Here is a 24,297-nt window from a genome sequence, read left to right as displayed (position 1 = left end):
CGACACTGGCCAACTACCGGATGGTCATCCAGAACGACTTCGTCGGCTACTTCGTCAACAGCGCCGTGGTCACCGCCAGCACGGTGGTGATCGCCGTGACCGTGTCCTTCATGGCCGCGTACGCCATCGTGCGCGCCTGGGACTCCCGGATCCTGCGCATGGTGAACGGGCTCTTTCTCATGGGCCTGGCCATTCCGCTGCAGGCGACTGTCATCCCGATCTACCTGATCATCATCAGGCTGCACCTGTACGACAGCCTGCTGGCGCTGATCCTCCCGTCGATCGCGTTCGCCATCCCGCTGTCCGTGCTGGTGCTGGCCAACTTCATCCGTGACGTGCCCAAGGAGCTGTTCGAGTCGATGCGGATCGACGGTGCCAGCGAGTGGACGACGCTGTGGCGGCTGGCGGCACCGCTCACCCGGCCGGCCATCGTGACCGTGACGATCTACAACGCCCTGACCATCTGGAACGGGTTCCTGCTGCCGCTGATCCTCACCCAGAGCCCCGACCGGCGGGTGCTGCCGCTCGCGTTGTGGACCTTCCAGGGCCAGTACAGCGTCAACGTGCCCGCCGTCGTCGCCGCCGTCGTCCTTACCACGCTGCCCATCCTGGTCCTGTACGCGTTCGGGCGCCGCCAGCTGCTCAGCGGTCTGGCGGCCGGCTTCAGCCGCTGATCGGCGACCGCCAAAACGGTCCTGGACGATTTCGTCGCCGGGGGAGTGGAGCAGGCGAGTTGGCCGATCTGCCATTCGCCGTGGTCGAGGAGAGTGGGCGGCCGTCGGCTACGTGTGTGTCAGACACAAAAGTGAGTGCGACTTCATCGAGGAAATCGCGTTGCTCCCGGAGGCGCGAGGACGTGGCATTGGCACCCGGCCGCCGTGGCGCATCCTTCGGGCTGCGCGGCGGCGGCCGCGGTGTTCCGGGCCCGGCTTAGTGTATTCGTCAACAATCCCGCGCAGGCCCGCCATGCTCGCCTCGGGGTCGAAGTCGTGCGGATCCAGGATCCGCGCATGTCGATTCAGTGGGCCCCGGGCAAGATGTGCCGCGGACGGCGCCCGTGAGCACGCACAATCCGCCCCGCGGCGGCTGGCGCGACCGGATCAAGAGCACGCTGTACCGCTGTCGCACTAGGCCGGATGGACGTGTCCGCATGCCCGGAAGGGTCTTACCGTAAGGTTTGCGGACAACTTCCCGGGTGGAACAACCAGCGACGAAGCGAGCGCAGCGTGGACCGCAAGGAATTATCGGACGCATCGGCTTTGGAAAACAGTGTGCGACACGACTATTCGACGAGTCGCATCGGTGTCGTGCCCTTGAGCGAGCGGCGTTCCAAATATCACTTTCTGTCGCTGTGGATGAGCCTTGTCGCGGGGTTCACCTACCTGTTTGTGGGGTTCCAGTACCACGACGCGGGCTTCTCCATGGTGAAGGCCGTAGCCGCGGGGGCGGTCGGGGCGGTCGCCTACCTGATCTACGCGTTGCCGGCCGCCTACCTGGGTTCGGTCAGCGGTCAGACGCACGCACTGCTGACCCGCTCGATCCTGGGCAAGATCGGGTCCGCGCTGGTCACCGTGCTGCTCATCGGCATCGCCGCCGGGTGGACCGCGTTCGCGTTCAACCTGCTGGCCACGCTCTACGACGGGCTGTTCGGCTGGGGCAACGTGGTGCTGATCAGCGTGCTGCTTGCCGTCGTCGGCATCACCAACAACCTGTTCGGGTTCACCGGCATCGCCGCGTTCGCCCGGTACCTCGTCGCGCCGCTGATGATCGTGTGGATGGTGTACTTGCTCGTCAAGGGCTTCACCGACATCCCCGGCCCGGTGCTGACCGCGGCGCCGGCCAGCGAGGCGACGATGCCGTTCCTGGCCGGTGTCGGGGTGGCCATCGGCTCCGTGATGTGGGGCAACGAACCGGACACCTGGCGCTACGGCAAGCCCAGCTTCTTCTGGCCCACGCTGCCGCTGGTGGTCGCGCTGGCGGTGGGCCTCGTGCTGTTCGTGGCAGGCGGCTGGATGATGGCGGAGTTGTCCGGCGCGGGCCAGTACGACTTCGGCCCGGCGTTCCGCTACATCGTGCAGTACTCGATGTTCGGCGTCCTCGCCCTGGGCGCGATCCTCGCCACGATCATGCAGGTGGCCATCAACGACGGCAACTACTACGAGATGATCAACGCAGGCCAGAACGTCGCCGGCGGCATCCGCGGCTGGCGACGGTGGCACACGTGCCTGGTGATGGCAGCGATCGCGGCGTTGTTCGCATGGCGGTTTCCCGCCGTCGAAGAGGGTTTCTTCGTGGTGGCGAGCTGGTCGTCGATCGCGTTGCCGTGTGTGACCGTGGTGATGTGCGTGGACCGCTTCGTGCTGCCGAGGATGCTGGGCTTGCGTCGGTCGACCGACTTCATTCCGTCGTGGCGGGCCGCCGGCCTCGGCAACCTGCCCGGCATCGTGGCGGTCGTGGTGGCGCTGCTGTTCGGCGCATGGGGCCTCGGCCTGCTGCCCGGCCAGCAGACCGTGCCCTCCCTCGGACTCCCCGCGGTGGAGGCGTGGCTGCTCGCCGGTCTCCTCTATGTCGTGCTGGCCTGGCTGCTCGCGCGGGGCTCGCATCGGGCCGCCCTGCTGGGCTTCGGCCGGCGACCGGATGTGGCGGACGGCGACTCGGCCGGGTACGCCGAATCCGACCACGTCGCGGAGAACGTCACCTGACCGCACGGCCCGCAGGCCGGATCAAGGGGGCGGCACACCGCGGAGGCGCACACGTACGGCCGGCCGTGCCGGCCGTACGTGCTGACGTGCCGGTACATCGTCGGCCGGCGCCGATCAGAACAGCTGACGGGACTCAGAGCGCCGCGCGCATGACGGCGCCCTCGTTCCGCACGTGCAGCGAGCCGAGCTGGCCGCTGTGGTACAGCTCCAGGAACGCGTCGACGACATCCGTGTCGAACTGGCTTCCCCTGCCCCGCATGAGTTCCCCGCACGCGGTTTCGTGGCTCAGCGCGGACTGGTACGGCCGCTCGGCGAGCATCGCCGCCCACGAGTCGCACACGGCGACGATCCGGGCTTCGATGCGGATCTGCTCGCCGGCGAGGCCGAGCGGATACCCGCGGCCGTCCATCCGCTCGTGGTGCTGGTGGATGATCTCCGCCACGTCGGCCAGGTCGGGCACGACGCTCAGCATCCGGTACCCGTGCCCGGGGTGCTGGCGCACGAGCTCGAACTCGTCGGTCGTGAGCGCCGCCGGCTTGCACCAGATGTCTTTCGGTACAAGGACTTTGCCGACGTCGTGCAGGCGGCCCGCGAGCTCCGTCCGGCACACGGTCGGCTTGTCGTGGCCGAGCGACTGGGCCACCAGTGCCGCCCACCGCCCGACGGCGCGGCCGTGCTCGCTCGTCGACAGCCAGCCGTCGACCTCGTCGGCGACCCGCTGCAGATAGACGAGCAACGCGGCCATGTCGGCTGCGTTGCCGTGGTCCGGGTCGTTGCTGTTCCCTTGCACGACCCGGTCGCGGCCCTGCGCCTTGGCCGCGTACAGCGCGCGGTCCGCGGTGGTGATCAGCTCGGCCGGCGTGCCGCCGTTCATCGGCAGGCTGGCGGTGCCGATCGACACGGTGACGTGGAGCCACACGTCGGTGGCCACCTGGATCTGGCTGGAGGCGACCTGGTTGCGCAGCCGCTCGCCGATGGCGGCCAGCTCCTCCGCGTTCACGCTCGCCACAACCAGGGCGAACTCCTCGCCGCCGTAACGCGCGAGAACGTCGCTGGGCCGGACGGACTCCCGCAGCCGCCGCGCCACCTCGACCAGCACCCGGTCACCGGCCGGATGACCGTACCTGTCATTGATCGACTTGAAGTGGTCGATGTCCACGATCAGCACGGCGAGCTTCGCGCCGGAGCGCCGTGCCTTGACTATTTCCACCGGAAGCTGCGCGCCGAAGAAACGCCTGGTACGAAGGCCGGTCAGCACGTCGGTGGTCGCGAGCCTTCGCTGATCCGCGACGAGGCCGGCGAGGCGGCCGATGGTGAGCATGAACAGCGCCGCGCACGCGGCGGCGATCACCAGGATGTCGCGCTGTACGCCGAGCGAGTACTGCAACACCAAAGTGGACGGTGCGATCAGCGCGGCGCCGGCGAGCATCGCCAGCCGGAACGGCGTGAGCTGGATATCGGCGGGATCCGCCCGCTCCTCGACGCGCCCCACCGTGGGGTGCAGCGCGGCCGTGCCGAGCGCCAGGTTGCCACCCAGCCAGATGGCGTCCAGGAAGTTGCCGGTGGTGTACGTGCCGCTGAGCTGCTGCATCACGTAGATGGTGTCCGCGGTGAAGATCGCCAACAGGTTGACGGCCAGCAACATGAACGACACGGGGCGGCGACCTGGCCCGAGGATGAGCCGCAGCGCCACGGCGAACATCGCCAGGTCCATCACCGGGTAGGCGACCGACACCACGGTGACCAGGCTGAACGAGCCGGTGCGCGCCTGCGGGCCGATCAGGTACAACCAGGAGAGCATGCCGACGGCGACTGCGAGAGTGGCGGCGTCGAGCACGCTGGCCAAGTCGTGGCCCGGGGTCCGGCGTCTGATCAACAGGATGAGGCCGACGACCACCAGGGGATAGTGCAGCAGGTAGAACGCGTCCGCGGCGGCCGGGAACGTCGTCTGGCCCAGAACGTTGTGCGAGAAGTAAAACAGGATATCCGCTACGGCGTAGATGACCTGGCTGAATCCGAGGAACAACCACGGCACCCTCGGTTTCCCGCGTGGTAGCCCGTGCCAGCAGCCGATCAGCACGGCCGCCGCGGAGGACGCACTGACCAAGCAGTACAAGGTGACTCGAACCACCGGCGGGGCGTCGAGGCGCGTGGCCACGTAATAAGCGCCGACTACCAGAACACCGCCGACCAGGTAGAGAATCCAGGCTCTGCCGACCACTGAACGGACCTGCCGAGCAACCATCCGCGCCTCTCGTTGCCGCGTCGAGCCGAGTTGGCCGACGAAACGGTACACCACAGCCAAACACGCTCCGCGAACGGCCGGTCACGGGGCCTCGACTGAGGTTCCGGTGTCTACGTTCCGGCTTTCTCCCACACGAGGACATCCATCTTCACCCTCGTCGAACAGGTGTTGTCGGTGTCTTTGGAGGTGATTACCACCCGCGCCCAGCGGCCCTCGTCACTTTCGACACAGAAGGTGTCTCCCCGAGCGAAGTCATCATGTGCGATCTCGGTCCGGCGACCGGTCGAGCCGGCACAGTCGAAGTAATCTGCTCGCGGCGCGACCTTGACAATTCCGACGTGCACGTCGAGTAACGTGTAGAGTCGCAGGTCGAGGGTTTTTCCGAAATGGATGTATTTCGCCCGCGCGACGTCCCAGTCGTCCTCGCGAGAGTCAAGGTCTACCGCATGGCCGTCCGTCAATACGATTCGCCCCGTGCGGCGTTCGGCAGGAGAGCCGGCAGCACGACGTTGCGTCGAACTCGCGGCTACCGCGTCTGCGGCCGACATGCTCGCCGACGGAACAAACGTCGGTGTGGCGCCGACGACGGCGAGGACGGTGCCGGTGATCGTGACCGCGACCCGGAGAGCGAACCTGCTCGAAGTGCCGGCCCTGAGGTCGTTGCGCCCCCAGCGATACAACATGACGATACCGGTCAACATGATCGCGAGACCGGTGACGACCAAGGCTGTTCGCAGCATGTCAGCCGGCGTCGCTGTCGCTGTGCGGTACAGCTCGAACGAATGCGGGATCAGCGCGGCCTCATTCAGGTAGGAATGGATGGAGAAGGCGACCGAGGTCATTTCCCCTTTTGGGGGCCTGAGTCGGAAGTCGTACCACTCCTGAACTCGGACGCTCAACTCCCGAGATACCTCACACGGCCACGCCCACCAGCCAAAACACGGAGAATGCCCAGGTGGCAACGAGGGGTGAACATCACTCGAACAGGTGACATCTGGTGGGCAGTCGTCACCAGTGTGGCGCCTTCAGCTCGGTAAGTGGTACGCCCACCCGCACGCCACGCCGCCTGCCCAGGGAATCACCACGATCAGCCCATTCTGAACGGGATTCTCCGGCTACGGGCCCGCATCTGGTGCGCCTTGTTCGCCATGTTCTCCAGCCAGATCCGGAGCGGGCTTGAATCCCTTGACGATGAGGTAGATGCCGAACGACAGCTCCCAGACGAACTCCGGAATCGTCGCGATGCCCTGCAGTGTGGACCCACGGTCGATGACGTCGAACATGACGGCGATTCCCGAAGCGGCGACGAGTGGACCTCCGATGAGCCCCAGCATCGCCAGGCCTCGTGGCACCAGGCCGGACCGATACATCAGGTAGCCCAGGATCATTCCGTTCGCGACGCCGGCGAAGAAGCCCGGCCCGATCAAAAATGCCCGCTCATAGATGGCGACGAACGCCTCGCCGAGGCCGGCGTCGGTGCCGGCTGTGCCTTCCTGCCGCATGTACACGAACGTGAGGAGGCTGATGATCCCGATGGCGATGAACGTGCACTCGACGAGGCGCGCTGCGACGTAGCCCAGCGCGAGGACTTTGCTGTACCGCTTGAAGACCGCGTACGGCACGACCGCGGTGCCGACGTTGGCGATGATGAGGACGAGCTCGAGGAAAGCCCCCAACGCCACGCTCGCAGTGGGATCGGCGCCGGCTCCGGTGATGGCCTCGGGGTTGTCGCGCGCCGGGGCGTACAGGAAGTACGCGGGGATCGAGGTGAGGAAGGTGACCACCATCAACCAGCCCGTGAGGGTGGCGATCCTTCTGGTGCTCACCACCCGACCCTAGCTGGCGCCGCCCACGAGTCAACACACCGAACACGTCCCGGCCACGGGTTCGCGCAGCACACCGGCCGGTGCGCTGCCGGTGCCGAACGGGTCCTCGGCGATGGCGCCCGGCAACTCCTGCCATGGCGGTGCGAGAGGACGTTGGTGCGTCGGGCGACGGTGGTGGAAGACTTGCCGCCGGCGGTGTTGGTCCGCGCAGTGGTGCGCCGGGCCGGTTCAACCGAGAGTCGGGGGTGGACGTGTCCGGGTTGGAGTTGGTGGTGGCGGCGCTCGCCGCGGGGGCTTCGGCAGGTCTTACGGATACCGCGAGCAGCGCGGTGCGAGACGCGTACGCGGGACTGCGTGCGGCGGTGCGCCGACGTCTGGCCGCACGCACCGAGGACGATGCGCGGATCTTGGACGCGAGCGACGTGGAGTCCGAAGCGTGGCAGGCTCAGCTGAGCGACGTGTTGTCCGCCAGCGGCGCCGACCGCGACGAGGAAATCCTCGCGGCTGCCCGGACCCTGCTTCAGGAGCTCGAGACGGCCGGGCAGCGGCCCCGGCTGAACGTCGTCGACGCGCGCGAGGCCCAGGGCACGCAGATCGGTGACCACAACACGCAGACCAACACGTTCCGCTGACGGGTCGCGTCGGTGGCGGAGGAGGACGAGCCGGCACGGACCATCGACGCCCGCGGAGCCAAGGGCGTCCAGGCCGGCGCCGGCAACATCCAGTTCAACGTGCATGTGGACGGCCGCCCTACGGCACGGTCCGCGTATCACTACCAGGTGCGTGCGATCGCCCCGGACATGCTCGTGGGCAGGGAGGCCGAACTGGCCGATCTCGAGTCGTTCTGCACCGGCACCGATACCGGCGCCTACCTGTGGCTGCGCGCCGAACCATGGGCGGGCAAGACAGCGCTGCTGTCCTGGTTCGTGCTGAACCCGCCGCCCGCGGTACGCGTCGTCTCGTTCTTCATCACCGCCGGCCAAGCCGCCCAAAGCGATCGCAACGCCTTCCTCGATGTCGTCATCGAACAGTTGGCGAGCATGCTCGACGAACCCGTTCCGGCGTTCCTGACCGATGCCACCCGTGCCTCGCACCTGTGGGCGAAGCTGGACACCGCGGCGGTCTTGTGCGCGGATCGGGGGCAGCGCCTGGTCCTCGTCGTGGACGGTCTCGACGAGGACGCCCAGGCGGATGTGCACAGCATCGCCGCGCTGCTGCCGGCCCGTCCGGTGGCGGGCATGCGCGTCATCGTGGCGGGACGGCACGACCCGCCGGTCCCGTCGGACGTGCCGGCCAAGCACCCGCTGCGGGACCCGGCCGTCGAACGCACCCTGGCGGCGTCCCCGCACGCGCAGGACATCCGGCGGGAGGCCGAGCGGGAGCTGATGCGGCTGCTGCGTGGCGCGCATATCGGACAGGACCTGCTGGGCCTGGTCACCGCCGCCGGGGGCGGATTGAACGGCCGCGAGCTGGCGGAGTTGACGGGCCAGTCCTGGGAGATCGAGGAGTCCCTGCATGCCGTCGCCGGGCGGACATTCGCTCGTCGGCCCGCGCCTGGCTGGTCAGAGCCGAACTCACCGGAACAGGTCTACGTGCTCGGCCACGAAGAGCTCCGGTCAGCCGCGGTGCGGTTCCTGGGGGAGGCCCGTCTGTCCGGATACCGGCAGCGGCTGCACGACTGGGCGCAGCGATACCAGCGCGATCGATGGCCCGCCGGCACGCCTGACTACCTGCTCCACGGTTACTTCCAGATGCTGCACGCGACCGGCGATGTCGCACGGATGGTCGCGTGCGTCACCGATCTCGCCCGCCGGGTTCGCATGCTTGATCTGTCTGGTGGTGACGCCGCGGCGTTCGCCGAGATCATCACGACCCAGGACGTCATCGTTGCTCAGGAGCACCCGGACGTGATCGCGATGGTGCGCCTGGCCATCCATCGCGACCACCTCATCAACCAGAACCGGGACATCCCGTACCGCCTTCCGACGGTCTGGGCGCTGCTGGGCCGGTTCAACCGCGCTGAGGCGGTGGCCCGCTCCATTCCCTACCGGCAGGGCTGGGGTCTGCAGGCGTCTGCGCTGCTGTCGGTGACCGAAGCGACGGCCGACGCCGGCCACCTCGACCACGCCGAGGCCATCGCCTGCTCCATCGCCGAACCCTTCGAGCAGGCAGTGGCCGTGGCTGCGGTGGCGCAAGCGGCGGCCGAGGCCGGCGATCTCGACCGGGCCGACATGTTGTTCGTGCGCGTGGAGACCATCGCCCGCTCCATCACCCACCTCAACCAGCAGGCAAGGGCCGTGGCGTCGGTGGCGCAAGCCGCGGCCGAGGCCGGCGATCTCGACCGGGCCGACACGTTACTCGGCCGCGCCGAGACCATCGCCCGCTCCATCGCCGAGAGCTACTCGCGGGCGGGTGCCCTGCTGTCGGTGGCCGAAGCGACGGCCAAGGCGGGTGATCTCGACCGCGCCAGGGCGATCGCCCGCTTCATCACCGACCCCGAGCGGCAGGCAAGTGCCCTGGCGTCGGTGGCCGGAACGACAGCCGAGGCCGGCAACCTCGACCAGGCCGAGGCGATCGCCGGCGCCATCACCGACACCTACTGGCAGCCGAAGGCGTTGGCATCGGTGGCCGGCGCGGCGGGCGAGGTCGGTGATCTCGATCGAGCACGCGCGTTGATCGTGCGCGCCGAGGTCATCGCAGGCTCCAACACCAAGCTCGAGCGGCAGGCGTGGGATCTGGTGTCGGTGGCGGTTGCGGCAGCCAGGGCCGGTGATCTGGATCGAGCAGCTGCGTTGGTCGCGCGTGCCGAGGCCATCGCCCGCTCCATCACCGCCGACTCCCGGCTCATGCGCGACCAGCAGGCGGGGGTGCTCGTGTCGGTGGCGGAAGGGGCAGCCGAGATCGGCGACTTCGACCGAGCCGAGGCCATCGCCGACTCCATCACCGTGTCCAAGCAGCAAGCGTGGGCCATGGCGGCGGTGGCCGAGGTTGCCGCCAGGGCCGGTGATCTCGACCGAGCAGGCACGTTGATCGTGCGCGCGGAGGCTGTCGTCCGCTCCGTCCCGGAGCCGTTTCAGCAGGCGAAGACCGTGCGTGCCTTGGCGTCGGCGGTCGATGCGGCAACCGATGCCGGTGATCTCGGTGGAGCGGGCGCGTTGATCGTGCGTGCCGAGGCCGTCGCCCGGTCCATCACCACCTCGGAGGATCGGACAAGCGCCATGGTGGCGGTGGCCGAAGCCGTAGCCAAGGCCGGAGACCTCGACCGAGCCGTGACCATCGCGGTCTCCGACACCGACCCCTACTGGCAGGCCTGGGGTCTGAAGCGGGTGGGTGAGGTCGCGGCCAGGGTCGGTGACTTCGATCGAGCAGCTACGTTGATCATGCGGGCAAAGACGATCGCCCGCTCGTTCGCCGACTCCCTGCCGCATTCTGACCAACGCGGCTACCAGCGGGCGAGGGGGCTGGAGTCGTCGGCCGCGGCAGCGGCCAGGACCGTCGAGCGCGGCCGAGCCGAAGCAGCGGCCCGGGCCGGCGACCTCGACCGTGCCGAGGTCATTGCGAGTTCCCTCACCTCCGAGGATGAGGCGAGGGTCTTGGTGTCGATGGCTGAAGCCACCGCCAAGGCTGGTGATCTCCATCGAGCGGCGAAGCTGCTCGTGCGCGTCGAAGCCCTCGCCCACTCCGTTCGTGCCACTGGGCCCGTGCGTTCTACCCGGGTCATTCGTAACCACTTGTCGGAAGAGGCGAACGTACGTGTCCTGGCGTTGCTGGCTGATGCCGTGGCCAAGGTCGGTGATATCGATCGAGCGCGCGCGTTGATCGTGGGTGCCGAGGACATCGCTCGCGCCATCACCGTCACCGAAGCGCAGGCGCGTGCGCTGTTGTCGGTGGCCGACGCCGTGGCCAAGGTCGGCGATGTCGATCGAGCATCGACGATGATCGGGCACGCCGCGGAAATCGCCCACTCGATCGGCAACTCCTATACGCGGGCGGGGGTGCTCGCGGCGGTGGCTGAAGCCGCGGCCAAGGCCGGCGATCTCGATCGAGCCGAGACCATCGCCGACTCCATTGACACCGTCGTCACCCCTGAGGATCGAGCGCGAGCTTTGCTGGCAGCGACGGAAACCGCGGATCTGCGCCGCCGCGCGCGTGCGGTCGCCCGAGCGTTGCGGATCGCGGACTGGCACCTGCCAATTCGACAACTGATCGAGGTAGCGCCGGACGCGGTCGCGACCGTCCTCGCCGAATTCGATGCGGTAACCAACCCGGATGCGTCGTGATATCACTTGCGCGCGGCCGCTTCATCCGACACAGGTGACCAAACGCCCGACGGCTTGGCGTTTCAGTGGATACGGGCGTCAGCGAACCGGTCCCGCTCCTCGTCCAGCACCCGGCGCACGTCGCGGTCGGAAGCCTGACCTCCTCCGGTGACGTGACGGAATTGAAATTCGACGGGTTGTAATGGTGCGGTACCCCTTCGCGATATTCCCGCTGGTTGCTGTGCGCGCTCTGCTGGGGGCCGTCATGCCGAAATTTCTCAGCCGACTGCTGCGGCGCACGCCGGATTTCTCCGCCCGGTTGCCGCGGCCGCGATTCCTGCCGCGATTCGCCGCGCTCGTGGTTAGCGGGACGGTGCTCGGTCTGCTGGCCGCGTCGTTCGCCGGCCATCCGATGGACCCGCCCGGCTGGCTCGACCCGTTCGGTGCGGTCGTGACTCACATCCGGCACGTCACCGCGGGTGTCGGGGTGTTGTTCGGCAAGGACGCGGACGCCGCGGCGGTCATCGGTGCGCGCATCGAGTTCTTCGTCGTCGCCGTCGCGGTCATTATCTCGTTGCGGTGGTTGAAGTTCTGGTGGCTGACCGTGCGGCCGGGGCCGATCGAGGTCGCACATCTGGACGAGGCATCGACCAGTGTGGACATCGGATCCGAACAGAACACGGAACAGGCTGCTCTGGGCGCGTACGTGACGATGATGCTTCGCGAGAAGCTGTCCTCGGTCAGCGTCTACCTGCCCACGCCGACGCCCGGCGAAGCGGTTGGTGGTGGTTTCCTGCAGACCATGCGGGAAAGCAGCCGGGAATCCTGGTGGGCGACGACCATAGAGGTCATCAGCAGGATCATTCCGCGTTCGGCGTACCGAGTGGACGGTGCCATATTGCACCGGCCGGGGAACAAGGACTCCTGCGGGGTGTCCGTGCGAGTGACGGTGCTGCCCCGGCAGCGCACAGTCGCGGGCACGGTGTGGGCGCCGACTCCGGAACAGGCCGCGGAGCGGGCAGCGAGGGTGGTGGCGGCAGCCATCCTGCCGCTCACCCGGCGCTGCCTCGCATCCCCGTGGCGGCACTGGCACGGGCGCAGTCTCCCGGTCGAGTTGCTCGACGACTACGAGGAGGCAAGCGCCTTCCGCCAGCAGCGACGCTACGACGAGGCGCTCGGCCGCTACCGGTCCGCGCTGGGAAGGGACTCGCTGAACCCACTGATCCGCCTGGAGATGGCCCAGATACAGGAGCAGCTCGGTCTCTACCTGGATGCGCTCGCCACCTACAACAGCGCGCTCGTACTGTGGTCGGGCAGCCCGGAGCGTTACAACAGCTGGCTGCACGGCAGGCAGGTCGACGGGACCGGCCGGCACCGGTTCACCGCCTGGCAGCGGCTCGGGCGTTGGCGTCGATACGGCAACCCGTTTCTCGCTCGATTCCGGTACGCGACCGCGCTCGCCTACTTCGAGAAGCTGACCCCGCAGTGGATCAAGCTCGACGCGACGGATCCGCGATCGCGGGAACGAAGCCGACTGCGCCATATGCTGGTCAAGACGCTCGCCGAACGTTACGGACCGGTATGGCGGGACGGCGACGGCGGCCCGCGGATGCTGCGGCACGCCGGAAAGTCACACGCCGAAGAGCTGAAAACCAAGCTGACCGACCTCACCGAGAAGGCTCAGCCAGACGATGGCGCCGCGGCACTCGAGGCCAAGGTCGAGCTGAAGCGGATCTTCATCCTGATGTCCCGCTACGAACTCCAGCAGTTGGTGCGCGACCACCGCTCGTGGCTCGGCTGGGTGGACGACTCGGAGCTCACCACCCGGTCGCTGAAGATGGCCCACGACAGTTGGATCACGCTCCGGCTCGAAGTCGCCGCGCGCGGGCGCGACGAAGCGAACGAAAGCGCCCTCGCGCCAGGCGAGGCAGAGACATTGCTCGGCGGTCTTCACCGCAGAATCGAGCGCGCGACGCGGTCCACATCGGTCTGGATGGACCACTACAACGCCGCCTGCGTCTTCGGGCAGGCACTGGTCCTCATCGGACGCGACGAACAGCACCGAAGCTTCGCCCGCGCCGCCACCAAAGCGCTGTTCACCGGCCTGGAGTCCGCGGACAGCTCGCACGTCAGCCGGCAGCGGTCCTGGATCCTCAGCGAGGACGCGGACCTGCGAGAGCTCCGCCGGTGCAGCGAGTTCCAGCCGTTCGCGGCGGCGATCGGCTCCGCCAGCGGCCCCGTCGTGCTGCGCCCGCGACGCACGCAGATCACTGAACTGAGCGAATACAGCCTGCGTCTCGTCGTCGAATGCGCGCGGACGATGGAAAGCCGGTGGCACGCAGACGACGGCGGCGACGACGGACATGCGTGGTGGATCGTGCACCAGCTGACAGCCGCGCACCGCAACTGGCCCGACCGGCTGGCCGCGATCACCTACTTCCGCGACCGGCCTGCCGGTGCTGCCCCGTGGCAGGTCGCGTTGCCCGACATCGCCACACTGGATCCGCCCGAGGCAGACCATGTCGACGCCGGTCATGAACATGCCAATTTTGTCGAAACCTGGTCAGACGCGTTGATCACGCAGCGCAACCTGTGCCAGATCCGCGCCGCGCTGTGGATCCGTAGCCACTTCTTCGTCGACCAGGCGAACAAGTCGTTCACCGCCGCGCCCGGAACCGCGGCGGGCGCGCAGAGCTGGGCGGCGCTGCGCCAAGTGGTGGTGACGGGCCGGGTGCCGGCAGACAACGCCGACATACGGGAGGAGGCACTGCGCATCATCAACAAGGCCAACGAAGCCCTCGCCGACCGGCAGAAGACCGCTGAACAGCTGACCGGCCCTGAGTTCGACTGGGAGAACCAGGCCTGGCAATGGGCCGAGATGCAGCGCGTGACCTATCCCAACAAGTCCGGGCCGCCCGACTGCAGGACCACACACGCGCTGGCGCGTGCGTTCGCCGCGCTGGCGCTCGCCTACGACGCCGCCATCGACGGCGACAGCGACCAGCGCATCGGCGACGCCAGCATGCCGCTGTCGGAGGCGCGGCGGCTCATCGGCACCTAGCGAGCACAACCGTCGCGCCACGCTGATGACCGCCCGATCGGCGGATCAGGGCTGGCGCCGGTGGTGTGGAGTTCGGTGAGGACCGTGCCGATGTCGCGCAGGCGGGCGAGTACACCGTGGAGTTGTGCTTGGTCGGCGACCGAGATGGTGATGGTGGTGGTGCCGTCGTCGTGGCGGGTCATGTCGAGCGCGTCGAGCGAGGTCGACCAGTGGTCGTCGAGGTGGCCGTCGACGCGGATCGCGTACGTCGTGGGGGCGGTGTTCACGGGAGTGCTCCAACTCGCTGAGGACCTGTGGGGACTGCGGGGCGGGGGCGCGCGGGGCGGCGGATGGCCCACTCGGCGACGGCCAGGTTGAGCACCCAACCGGCACCCTTGGCGATGTCGGCGGCGAGCACACCGGTGCCGAAGATCGCGCCGCCGACGCCCTCGGTGACGGCCTGCGTCCCGGCGGCCAGGCCGATCGCGTAGGCCCGGCTCATCCATGCCCGGTGCGCCGCGATGTCGCGGCGACGTACGGCGGCGAAGCCGAGCACGAGGCAGGCGGCCATCGCGGACCCGAAGACCAGGCGGAGCACGTAAAGCAGGTCGCCGGTGCCGGGCTGCGCCTCGTAGCACAGCGTCATCCATACCGCCGAGATGGCCACGAGGAGGCCGGCCACGGCCAGCACCCGGCCGGCCCGCCGGTGCCAGGCCGGGTGCCGGCGGCGAAACCGCGGCACGAACTGCAGGATCCCGACGAGCACGTACGTCGTCGCGCCCAGGATGTGCGCCACGAGCGGGACCGGGAAGTCGGCGAACCGGTGGTCGGCGGGGATGACGGCGGGACCGCCGGCGAGCTGGATCATCCGCAGGGTGCCGGCCGCAAGCGGGATCGCGCTGAGCGCCACCAGCACGATCGGCACCGGCCAGCTCCGCTCCCGGGTGCTCATCGGGTCGCCGGCTTCGCGACCCGCACCGTGCCGTGCGCGCCGGTCTCGGCTTGCCGGCGCTGGTCGCGCCACAGCGAGATGCCGAGGCCGATCAGCGCGACGCCGGTCGGCACCGCGAACGGGCGGCTGAAGGACTCCGGCAGCACGGACAGCGCGAGGGCGGCGGTGGTGGCGCAGGCGAGCAGCAGGGACGCCCAGCGGGCCAGGATGCCGGCGCGGAACAGCGCGATACCGAACAGCAGTCCACCGATCGAGTAACCCATGCCGGAGACGAGGAACACCGTGTGCATGAGGCCGATGTCGCCGCTTGGGCTGCCGCCCATGGCCGCGTCGAGGAAGTCCTGCACGTATCCCGGGGCCGAGTGGGCCACCGTCGGGAGGACGAAGGCGACGACGCACTGGACGGCGAACAGGGCGAGGTAGCCGGCGGTCAGCAGGAGGTAGCCGGCGAGTCCGAGGACGCCGAACTCGCGGCGGTGGCGAAGGAACATGCCGGTGAAGCCCGCCAGCGCCAGGACGGCCATCAAAGCCTTCGCGATCTCGCGGACCGCCATCTCGGTGGTGACGACGTGCGCGACGTCGGCCGGCGGGTGGTTGATCTGGACCCCGATGAAGATGGCGCCGGCGGCCGCGGCGCAGACGCCGGCGGCGGCGGTGAGGCGGTTGGCGGTGATGTTCATGTCGGATTCCTTGGTGTCCGGTGCCGGGCGTTGCGTCCGACGTCGCCGCGAACGCTAGGAATCGACGTGGTGAGGCCACATCACCATGTGATGTGACCGGGATGGTGATTCGACCGTGGCGACGCTCAGAGCAGGCCGAGGGCCGCGGCTCGAGCTACCGCGGCGCGGCGGGTGTTCACGTCGAGCTTGGTGAAGATGTGCTTGGTGTGCGTGCGCAGCGTGTTCACCGAGACGAAGAGCCGACGCGCGATCTGCGGCCCGCTCAGCTCGGTCGCCAGCAGGCGCAGCACCTCGACCTCGCGCGCGCTGAGCTCGACCGCCGAGACGGATCCGGTGGGGACGGAAGGTGCGGCGGGTGCGGGTGGTGGCTGTGCGGCGGCCAGCAGGTGCGCGGCGTGCGTGCGGACGTCGTGCGCCGCGGCGTGGGCGACCAGCGCGAGCAGCTCGGCCATCGGCCGTCCCTCGTCGAGGAAGAGCCGGCAGTAGCCGGCCGGCACCCCGGCGGTGAGGGCGGCAGCGAGGTCGGCCGCCGCCGCGTCCGCGTCGCCGTTCGCGTGGTGGGCGAGCGCCCGCACCAGACCCGCCTCGACCAGGCTGCCGTCGCGGCCCGCCGCCCGCGCGGCGTGCAGTACGCGGTCGAGCAGGCCGATCGCCCCGCGCGCGGCACCCTCGGCGACGAGCAGCCGGGCGAGGGTGAGCTGGTCGTACTCGGCCAGGAAGGTCGGCGGATCCGTCGGCGCGACCCCGCGCTCGCGCGCCCATGACCGGGCGTCGTCGAGGCGGCCCTGGACGATCCGCAGCCGCGCCCTGGTCGCGGCGATCGGCCGCACGTCGGGGAAGTAGCCGGGCAGGAAGAGTGGCTCGGCCTGGTCGAGCATCGCGATCGCGCCGTCGAGGTCGCCTCTGGCCAGTAGCAGCGCGGCCGTCGCGGTGTACCAGCGGTGCCGGTTCTCGACCACCGAGGCCCGGTCGCCGAGCTCGCGGGCGATCTCGAGGTGTTCCGCGGCCGCCTCGAGCTCGCCCTGCTCGCGCAGGACGTCCGCGAGGCCGACGTGCAGGTCGCCGGTGGTGGACAGCACCGGGCCGGGGTGGTTCTCGGCGGCGGCCAGCGCGCGTTCGTAGCGGCGGCGCGCCTCGAGGGGGCGTCCGCGCGCCAGCCACATGTTCGCCAGCACGACGGTCGCGCCCAGCTCGTCCGCGATCATGCCGGCCGCGTGCAGGCCGGCCACCGCTTCGGCGAACGTGTCCACCGCGGTGGCGAGGTCGCCGGCGGCCCATGCCGCCAGGCCGACGAAGCCGGCGGCGGCGCCGCGCGGAAAGTGGTCCTCCGGCCCGGCCAGCGCGAGTGCCCGGCGGGCGTGCGAGACCGTGCCGTCGACGTCACCCCGGGCCTGGGCGACCGAGGCGCGGTAGACCGCGATCATGGCCGGGAGGGAGCGGACCTCGCCGTCCCGGTCCCTGGCTGCCTCGGCGAGCGAGTCCGCCGACTGCGCCGTGGGGATGGTCGGCCGCGGTGTCGTGCCGAGAACGGCCTCGGCGGCGTCGAGGTACGCCTCCACTCCGTCGATATCACCGTCGGAGAGCCGGCGCCACCCCACGAAGGTGGCGAGCAGCGGTCGGCGGCGGACGACGTCGTCGGGCAGCGCGCCCAGCCAGTCGCGAAGCGTGTGTTCCTGGCGTCGTCGGCGCAGGTCGGGCAGGGCGAGCTCGACGAGGTCGGCGGTGTACTCGTGGTCCCCGCCCGCCATGGCGTGCCGCACGGCATCGGCCAGCAGCCCGTTGGCGGCGAGCCATCGGCTGGCCGCGGTGTGCAGCTCGCCCACCCGGTCGGCGTGCCGGGCGGCCAGACGGGCACGCAACACGTCGGCGAACAGGTGGTGATAGCGGTACCACCGGCGCTCGTCGTCGAGCGCGACGACGAACAGGTTCTCGCGCTCAAGCGCCTCCAGCATCGGCTGACCGTCGGCGCGACCGGTCACGGCGTCGCAGAGCCCGCCGGTCAGCTGATCGAGCACGGAGGTGTCGAGCAGGAACGCGCGCACATCATCCGGCTGGCGGTGCAGAACCTCCTCGACGAGATAGTCGAGGACGAAGCGATGGCTTCCGGAGAAGGCCTCGACGAAACCGGCGACGTCGCCGGACCCGTCGCCGGACCCGTCGCCGGACCCGTCTCCGGCATGGGTCCGCGCCGACAGCGCGGCCAGCTGCAGCCCGGCCGCCCATCCCTCGGTACGCGCCTCGAGCGCGGCCACGAGTGCCGGCGCCAGCCGCAGCCCCATCACCTCGTTGAGGAACGCCGCCGCTTCGTCGGTGGTGAACCGCAGATCGGCGGCCCGCACCTCCAGTAGCTCGCCGCGCGCACGCAACCGGGACAAGGGCAGTGGCGGGTCGGCCCGGGTGGACATCGCCAGCGTGACCTGCGGCGGCAGGTTGTCCAGTAGGAAGGTCACGGCCTCGTGCACGGCTGCCTCGTCGATGACGTGGTAGTCGTCGAGTGCCACCACCGTGGGACCGGCGAGCACGTCGAGGTCATTGATCAGGCTGACCAGGACGGCGTCGGTCGGCGTGGTGCCGGCGGCGTCCAACATGGCGAGTGCGTCGACACCGGCCTTGGGCTCGGCGGTCCGAACCGCTGCCACGAGGTGGGTCAGGAACAGCCGCAGATCGGCGTCACCCGGGTCGAGCGACAACCACGCCACCCGGCGCCGCGGCTCCTCGCCCGCCGCCAACCACTGGGCCAGCAGCGTGGTCTTGCCGAACCCCGCCGGAGCCGCGATGAGCACCAGCCGCAACCCGTCGCCTCCCGCCGCGCGCAGCTGATCGGTGAGCCGCGCGCGCCGCACCAGCCGGCGACGCGGCGAGGGCAGGTGCAGTTTGGTGCCCAGCACAGGCATTCGGTCATCGTAGGCCCGCCGTTCCGCCGGCGTTTGTATTCGCGCGCCGCCGGTGAGCCCGTTGCTGGGCCGACATGTGCGTCCAATCGCGACGCCGCGGAGCGGACGCCGCGAGGGCGGTACCCGATCCGAAGGAGCACAGGAGTGCTCCGGTTGCCGTGCGGCCGTTGTAGCCGATGCATTAGCAACCCATGCGCTGTCTGCCGCCGCATCTCAAGTTGGCGGCCCAGGGCGTCGATGTGGTGTCTACGGTTCGAGTGGTGACGTCGACGGGTAGTAAGCGTCGTACGCCAGGAGGTCGGGGATGAGCACGCGTGATCACGCGCCACCGGTGGGCGAGGTGCTGGGCGGCAGGTATCGGCTTGCCGAACTGATCGGGCGGGGCGGGATGGCGGATGTCTACGCGGCGCACGACGTCCTGCTCGACCGCGATGTCGCGGTCAAGCTCAGCTGCCAACCCGATGATCGTGCCGTCGGCCGCCGGTTCACCGACGAGGTACGGATGCTCGCCGGCCTGTCGCATCCCGCGTTGGTGTCGGTGTTCGACGGCTGGCTCACCGACGAGCGGCCGTACCTGGTCATGCGGCTCGTCCGCGGCGGCACGCTGTGCGAGCGGATCGACGACGGTCCCTTGGATCCGGGCGTGGTCGCCGGGATCGGCGCGCGGCTCGCCGACGCGCTTTCCTATGTGCACGGTCACGGGATCGTGCATCGCGACGTCAAGCCGTCCAACGTGCTCATCGATCAGTCCGGCGAGGCCTACCTGGCCGACTTCGGGCTGGCCTGGTTGCGTGGGTCTGCGCACTTGACCGATCCCGGGCAGGTTATGGGCACCGCGTGCTACCTCGCGCCGGAGCAGGTCAGGGGAGAGGAGACCGGTGCGGCAGCCGACGTGTACGCGCTGGGCCTGGTGCTGCTGGAGTGCTTGACCGGACGTGCGGAATACACCGGCCCGGATATCGAGGCCGCGGTCGCGCGGTTGTACCGCCGGCCGCTGATGCCCGAGGGGCTCGACCACGATTGGCATGAACTGCTCACCGCCATGACCGCCCACCACCCGGCCGAGCGGCCCGACGCGGCGGCGTGTGCGGAACGCCTGCGCGGCGTGCGCCACGCGGGTGGCGTACCCGCCCCGCGTGGACCCGGCGACCTGCCCACCTACGGGCGCCTCAAGCCCACGATCAGTGCCTACGCGCACCTGCCGAACCCGATGCGGCCGCCGATGCGACCGGGGCGGCATGACCGGCTGGCTCACCGGCGCATCAGCCGGCAGGGCGCGATCCTCGTCGGCCTCGGCGGCGCGGCCACGGCCGCCGCGGTGTGGGCCGTGTTGTTCACCGGCGGGGCGGCACCCGCTCCAGGCCAGCAACCCGCGCCCGCCCAGCCGGCCACCGGGACCACCGGGCCAAACACCGGGCCAGGCACCGGGCCAGGCACCGACGCCCCGGTTCGCCAGCCGCACACACCGCCTCCGGTTCACCGCTCGCCGAACGCGCCGCCGGCCGCGCGGCCCGCCAACCCCCGGCCCACGAATGCCGGCGGCCACCCCGGCGGCGACGCCGACCGGAACGGTGACAACGCCGGCGGCCAACAGGAACAGGGCAACACCGGCAACGACACCGTTAACGACAAGGGCGGCAACGGCATGGGCCGTGGCAATGTCAGCCACGACCCGCACGGCCACGGCCACGACGGCGACGGGAACAACGGGCACGGCAGCAGCAAGGACAACGGCACCGGCCACACGAACGATCAAAGCCACGGACACTGACCGCGCGTGCGCGCGTTCGTCAGCGGTAGATGACTGTGGTGGCGCCGGTCGCGCGGTTCCAGGTGATCGAACCGTGCTGGAAGTCGCTGCGCCGGCCGCCGTTGACGGCGTACTCGCCGCTGATCGGGTAGGCAAGCGCGCTGCGCTCCCAGCCGAGTGACGCCCACCGGGCACGGATCGCGCCCAGCACCTCGTGCGCCCCGGTCGACGGCGTCCAGTAGATCGAGCCGCCGCGGCCGGCGTCGAAGTGGTTGTACCGGCCGATGCCGTCCGGCGTGGTGCGCTCGTCGGTGGTGGCGAAACCGAGGACTCCCGCGGTGCCGCCCAGGTTCCGGTATCGGGCGGCGATGGCGCCGTGCACGGCCTTGGCGCCGGTCCGCCAGGACCAGACGACCGAGCCACGCTCGTAGTCCCGGGCGCGCCCACCGGCAACCCGGTACTCGGCGGTCGTCGGGTTGCCGTATGCCGCGGCACCGCCGAGCGCGGTGTAGTGCAGCGCGATCGGGTCGGATGCGGACGGGCAGGACACGAGCCCGGCGGTGTACTTGGCGGTCAGCACGAGCCGGGCGTCCTCGGTGACCGCCGAACGGAAGGTGCCCTCCGCGGTCGCCCTGGCGACAACGGCGTCGATCATGACCGGGATGTCGGCGGGGTTGGTGTCCAGCACGACCGTGCCGCCGGCGGCGAGGAACGTGGTGGCGCGGGCGGCCGGGGTGAGGTCGCGGACCGCGGCGGCGGCCATGCTGTCGGAGACGATGATGCCGGTGAAGCCGAGGTCACCACGGAGCATGGTCTTCATGACGGTCGGGGAGAACACCGCCCGCTTACCGTCGATCCTGCTGTAGATCGCCTCCGAGACCATGACCGCGGTGACGCGGGCGTGCGCGGCCGTGGTGAACGGCTGCAGGTAGGCGTCGTTGCGAGTGGTGGCGCTGTCGGTGACGCCGAACGTCGTGTCGGTGTTGTCCCGGACCCGGCCCAGACCGGGGAAGTGCTTCCCGGCAGCCTGGACGCGGCCGTCACCCATGCCGGCCGCGAACGCGAGACCGTGGGAGGCGACCACGGCCGGGGTGTAGCCGAACTCGCGGTAGTAGTAACCGATCGGCTTGTTGCCGGTGCCCAGTGCGGACGGCACCGTGTCGAGCACTGGTGCCAGGTTCATCGTCACGCCCGCCTGGAGCAGCTGCCTTCCCCATGCGGCGGCGTTCGTACGCAATGTGCCGCTCGCCCAGCGGCCCTGGGTCAGCGCGGTCGGCATCGTGGAGAACCCGGGGCCGCTCAGGACCTGCACGTTGCCGCCCTCCTGGTCGACGGCGACGAACAGTGCCGTACCAGCGGTGGACGTGGCTCGCGCCTGCAGCGCGTTGGCGACCGCGCGGGTGGCGGAAACCCCCTGGCTCGTGTGTCCCATCAGGATCACGCCGCCGAGGTGGCGCGCACTGATCAGCGACAGCTGCGAGGACGTGGGCGCCGTGCTGCTCACTCCCATCATGAACAGCTGCCCGGCCTGCTGAGCCAGGCTCATCGAACCGAGCACCGCGGACACGCAGCCCGCCGGGTCGTCCGATGCCGGCGCCGCCACCGTCGGGGCCGCCCCGCCCACGAAGACCCCGCATGCCGCCACCGCGGCCGCCAGCCGTGCTTTCCTCACGCCGTAAGGACGTTCACCGTGAGGAAACGTTGCGGAGGCGCGGACATTCGAAGGCCGGGCCGCGGCCGCGGTGGTACCGGTAGTCCGGGTCTGTGCGGCGGTGTCGACCTTGATAGCGCCTTCGGGGCATCTCGCTGCACTGAACGATGTAACAGAATTTCACCGGATGGCCACTCACTTTGTTGAAGATTGTTCGCCGACGCCGGTGTCGCTACGCTCGTGATCGTCCGCGCGGGCATTCCTTATCCCTGCTCTCAACCCTGCCCTGCACGCCGACTTTGGCGTGCCTGTACTTCTGTTCGAGGGAGAACCCCGACATGGGAGATGTTCGCGCGTCCTGGTCAAGACGACTGGGCGGCCTGTTATTCGCCGCGGCCGTGGCGTCGTCGATGATGGTGGCCGCGGCCCTGCCGGCCGCCGCCGAGGGACAGGTGCTCGGTGCCGATCGTGCCGGGGCCATCAAGGACAGCTACGTCGTAGTCATGAAGGACGATGCCGCGCCGAGGGCCCAGGCGGCATCGAGCGCACGATCGCTCACCGCCGAGTACGGCGGGCACGCGCGCACGGTGTACGGCCACGCGCTCAACGGTTTCGCCGCGCGCATGACCGCCGACCAGGCCCGCAAGATGGCCGCCGATCCACGCGTGGCCTACGTCGAGCAGGACGCGGTCGTGAGGGCCACGACCGACCAGCCCAACCCGCCGTCCTGGGGCCTGGACCGGATCGACCAGCGGGACCTGCCGCTGGACGACAACTACGCCTACGGCCCGACGGCGGCGAACGTGCACGCGTACGTGATCGACACGGGTATCCGCATCACCCACCACACCTTCGGCGGCCGCGCCACGTGGGGCACCAACACCGTCGGGGACGGCAACGACAACGACTGTAACGGGCACGGCACGCACGTGGCGGGCACCATCGGCGGCGCCGAGTACGGCGTCGCGAAGGGCGTCGCGCTCGTCGCCGTGAAGGTCCTCGACTGCGGCGGCTCCGGCAGCTTCGCGGGCGTCATCGCGGGCATCGACTGGGTCACCGCCAACGCCGTCAAGCCGGCCGTGGCCAACATGAGCCTCGGTGCCGCGGGCAGTGACCAGGCCACCGAGGACGCCGTGCGCAACTCCATCGCCTCCGGGGTCACCTACTCGATCGCGTCCGGCAACTCCGCCTCGGACGCGTGCAACTTCACCCCGGCGCGCGTGGCCGAGGCGATCACGGTGAACGCGTCGGACTCGGGCGACGCGCGTGCCTCGTTCTCGAACTACGGCACCTGCACCGACATCTTCGCGCCGGGCCTGGACATCACGTCCTCGTGGAACACCGACGACAACGCGACCAACACGATCAGCGGCACGTCCATGGCGACGCCACACGTGACGGGCGCGTCCGCACTCTGGCTCGCCGACCACCCGGACGACCCGCCGGCCACCGTGCAGGCGGCGCTGATCGCCAACAGCACGCCGGACAAGATCAGCGACCCGGGCGCCGGCTCGCCGAACAGGCTGCTGTACACACCGTCCGACGGCACCCCGGGCGCGCCGCTCGCGGGCAACCCCGGCGCGCAGACCAGCAGCGTCGGGACCGCCGACTCGGTGCAGCTCAACGTGTTCGGCGGCACCGCGCCGTACAGCTGGACGGCGACCGGCCTGCCGCCCGGCCTGGCGATCGACGACTCGGGACTGATCTCCGGCACGCCGACCACCGAAGGCTCCTACTCCGTGACGGCCACCGTCACCGACAGCGCCGGGCTCTCCGACGACGCGGCGTTCAGCTGGACGGTGTTCCCGCCGAGCACGAACTGCGCCGCCAAGTCGAGCAAGAAGAAGGTGGCCATCGCCGACCTCTCGACGGTGAACAGCCCGATCGCGATCAACTGCACCGGCTCCGGCAGCTTCGAGGCGACCGTTGAGGTGCACATCGAGCACACCTGGATCGGTGACCTCGTGGTGGACCTGGTCGCGCCGGACGGCACGGCCTACAACCTGCACAACCGCACCGGCGGCAGCGCGGACAACATCGACCAGACGTACACGGTCGACCTGTCCGGCGAACTCGCCGACGGGACCTGGAACCTGCGCGTCAGCGACCAGGCGGCGGGTGACACCGGCCGGATCGTCGGCTGGACGCTCGACCTGTGACCCGTGGCCGGTGGCGGCGGCTGCCGCCGTCACCGGCACCCACGCACCGCGCGATCGTGCCCCGATCGTGCCGGTGGCCGCGTTCGTCGCGTCAGGTGGCGTCCGGTGCCGCGAGCAGGGATGCCATGCGTGCCTTGGT

The 24,297-nt window shown here is 69.8% G+C and carries 16 protein-coding genes; 8 read left to right on the top strand and 8 right to left on the bottom strand.

Translation table 11 applies throughout. The features are described from left to right. The 3 genes from VH969_RS19130 to VH969_RS19125 all read left to right on the top strand — a co-directional run. A partial coding sequence (locus tag VH969_RS19130; protein ID WP_331976063.1) for a carbohydrate ABC transporter permease occupies window positions 1-674 on the top strand: 674 nt, incomplete at its 5' end. A gap of 28 nt (window positions 675-702) precedes the next feature. Continuing rightward, window positions 703-1,131 carry a GNAT family N-acetyltransferase gene (locus VH969_RS34555; protein ID WP_414638569.1) on the top strand — a complete coding sequence of 143 codons (429 nt, stop codon included), beginning with the start codon at window positions 703-705 and terminating at the stop codon, window positions 1,129-1,131. A gap of 224 nt (window positions 1,132-1,355) precedes the next feature. After that, window positions 1,356-2,702 (top strand): purine-cytosine permease family protein, encoded by a 1,347-nt coding sequence (locus VH969_RS19125; protein ID WP_331976061.1) that lies wholly within the window; start codon window positions 1,356-1,358, stop codon window positions 2,700-2,702. Window positions 2,703-2,835: 133 nt separating this feature from the next. Here the strand turns inward: VH969_RS19125 and VH969_RS19120 are convergent, their stop codons facing one another. The 3 genes from VH969_RS19120 to VH969_RS19110 form a co-directional block, all read right to left on the bottom strand. After that, window positions 2,836-5,001 carry a diguanylate cyclase gene (locus VH969_RS19120; protein ID WP_331976065.1) on the bottom strand — a complete coding sequence of 722 codons (2,166 nt, stop codon included), beginning with the start codon at window positions 4,999-5,001 and terminating at the stop codon, window positions 2,836-2,838. Window positions 5,002-5,057: 56 nt separating this feature from the next. Continuing rightward, entirely contained in the window at window positions 5,058-5,789 is a 732-nt protein-coding gene (locus VH969_RS19115) for a hypothetical protein (protein WP_331976059.1), read from the bottom strand. Window positions 5,790-6,062: 273 nt separating this feature from the next. After that, a complete protein-coding gene (locus VH969_RS19110; protein ID WP_331976057.1) occupies window positions 6,063-6,776 on the bottom strand; it encodes a DUF4386 domain-containing protein in 714 nt (237 codons plus the stop codon). A gap of 248 nt (window positions 6,777-7,024) precedes the next feature. Here VH969_RS19110 and VH969_RS19105 point away from each other — a divergent pair, with 248 nt between their 5' ends. The 3 genes from VH969_RS19105 to VH969_RS19095 all read left to right on the top strand — a co-directional run bounded on the left by VH969_RS19105 (window position 7,025) and on the right by VH969_RS19095 (window position 14,093). Further along, window positions 7,025-7,405, top strand: a complete 381-nt coding sequence (locus VH969_RS19105; protein ID WP_331976055.1) for a Het-E N-terminal domain-containing protein — start codon at window positions 7,025-7,027, stop codon at window positions 7,403-7,405. Between the two features lie 12 nt (window positions 7,406-7,417). After that, window positions 7,418-11,053, top strand: a complete 3,636-nt coding sequence (locus tag VH969_RS19100) for a P-loop domain-containing protein (RefSeq protein ID WP_331976053.1) — start codon at window positions 7,418-7,420, stop codon at window positions 11,051-11,053. A gap of 220 nt (window positions 11,054-11,273) precedes the next feature. Beyond that, window positions 11,274-14,093, top strand: a complete 2,820-nt coding sequence (locus VH969_RS19095) for a tetratricopeptide repeat protein (RefSeq protein ID WP_331976051.1) — start codon at window positions 11,274-11,276, stop codon at window positions 14,091-14,093. Here VH969_RS19095 and VH969_RS19090 read toward each other — a convergent pair. The 4 genes from VH969_RS19090 to VH969_RS19075 form a co-directional block, all read right to left on the bottom strand. Further along, on the bottom strand, window positions 14,090-14,359 hold the full coding sequence (locus VH969_RS19090; protein ID WP_331976049.1) for a DUF8691 family protein: 270 nt from the start codon (window positions 14,357-14,359) through the stop codon (window positions 14,090-14,092). The two genes, VH969_RS19095 and VH969_RS19090, sit on opposite strands and share 4 nt — an antisense overlap. Continuing rightward, window positions 14,356-15,024 (bottom strand): DUF2306 domain-containing protein, encoded by a 669-nt coding sequence (locus VH969_RS19085; protein ID WP_331976047.1) that lies wholly within the window; start codon window positions 15,022-15,024, stop codon window positions 14,356-14,358. The genes VH969_RS19090 and VH969_RS19085 overlap by 4 nt, the downstream gene beginning before the upstream one ends. Next, window positions 15,021-15,704: a hypothetical protein gene (locus VH969_RS19080; protein ID WP_331976045.1), complete on the bottom strand. Its 684-nt coding sequence runs from the start codon at window positions 15,702-15,704 to the stop codon at window positions 15,021-15,023. The genes VH969_RS19085 and VH969_RS19080 overlap by 4 nt, the downstream gene beginning before the upstream one ends. Before the next feature lie 125 nt (window positions 15,705-15,829). Then, window positions 15,830-18,598 (bottom strand): winged helix-turn-helix domain-containing protein, encoded by a 2,769-nt coding sequence (locus VH969_RS19075; protein WP_331976043.1) that lies wholly within the window; start codon window positions 18,596-18,598, stop codon window positions 15,830-15,832. A gap of 304 nt (window positions 18,599-18,902) precedes the next feature. Between VH969_RS19075 and VH969_RS19070 the strand changes: the two genes are divergently transcribed. After that, a complete protein-coding gene (locus VH969_RS19070) occupies window positions 18,903-20,369 on the top strand; it encodes a serine/threonine protein kinase (protein ID WP_331976041.1) in 1,467 nt (488 codons plus the stop codon). A 19-nt stretch (window positions 20,370-20,388) separates the two neighbouring features. Here the strand turns inward: VH969_RS19070 and VH969_RS19065 are convergent, their stop codons facing one another. Further along, complete coding sequence (locus tag VH969_RS19065) at window positions 20,389-22,020, bottom strand: glycoside hydrolase family 3 N-terminal domain-containing protein (protein ID WP_331976039.1); 1,632 nt, start codon at window positions 22,018-22,020, stop codon at window positions 20,389-20,391. A 317-nt stretch (window positions 22,021-22,337) separates the two neighbouring features. On the opposite strand from VH969_RS19065, the gene VH969_RS19060 reads away from it, so the two are divergent. Then, the gene (locus tag VH969_RS19060) at window positions 22,338-24,158 is read left to right on the top strand and encodes a S8 family serine peptidase (RefSeq protein ID WP_331976037.1); all 1,821 of its coding nucleotides are present in this window, start codon (window positions 22,338-22,340) and stop codon (window positions 24,156-24,158) included. Window positions 24,159-24,297: the final 139 nt, after the last annotated feature.

This window comes from Actinophytocola sp., from assembly GCF_036555685.1.
Classification (GTDB): Bacteria; Actinomycetota; Actinomycetes; order Mycobacteriales; family Pseudonocardiaceae; genus Actinophytocola.
Note: the sequence above shows the minus strand (reverse complement) of the source record. Positions and strands in the feature narration are given on the sequence as shown.

What these genes read in the sequence shown, in the direction of transcription:
- VH969_RS19125 (WP_331976061.1), top strand. Translation starts at nt 1,356, where the DNA reads ATGAGCCTTGTCGCGGGGTTCACCTACCTGTTTGTGGGGTTCCAGTAC.
- VH969_RS19115 (WP_331976059.1), bottom strand. Translation starts at nt 5,789, where the DNA reads ATGACCTCGGTCGCCTTCTCCATCCATTCCTACCTGAATGAGGCCGCG.
- VH969_RS19085 (WP_331976047.1), bottom strand. Translation starts at nt 15,024, where the DNA reads ATGAGCACCCGGGAGCGGAGCTGGCCGGTGCCGATCGTGCTGGTGGCG.
- VH969_RS19080 (WP_331976045.1), bottom strand. Translation starts at nt 15,704, where the DNA reads ATGAACATCACCGCCAACCGCCTCACCGCCGCCGCCGGCGTCTGCGCC.
- VH969_RS19075 (WP_331976043.1), bottom strand. Translation starts at nt 18,598, where the DNA reads ATGCCTGTGCTGGGCACCAAACTGCACCTGCCCTCGCCGCGTCGCCGG.
- VH969_RS19070 (WP_331976041.1), top strand. Translation starts at nt 18,903, where the DNA reads ATGAGCACGCGTGATCACGCGCCACCGGTGGGCGAGGTGCTGGGCGGC.
- VH969_RS19060 (WP_331976037.1), top strand. Translation starts at nt 22,338, where the DNA reads ATGGGAGATGTTCGCGCGTCCTGGTCAAGACGACTGGGCGGCCTGTTA.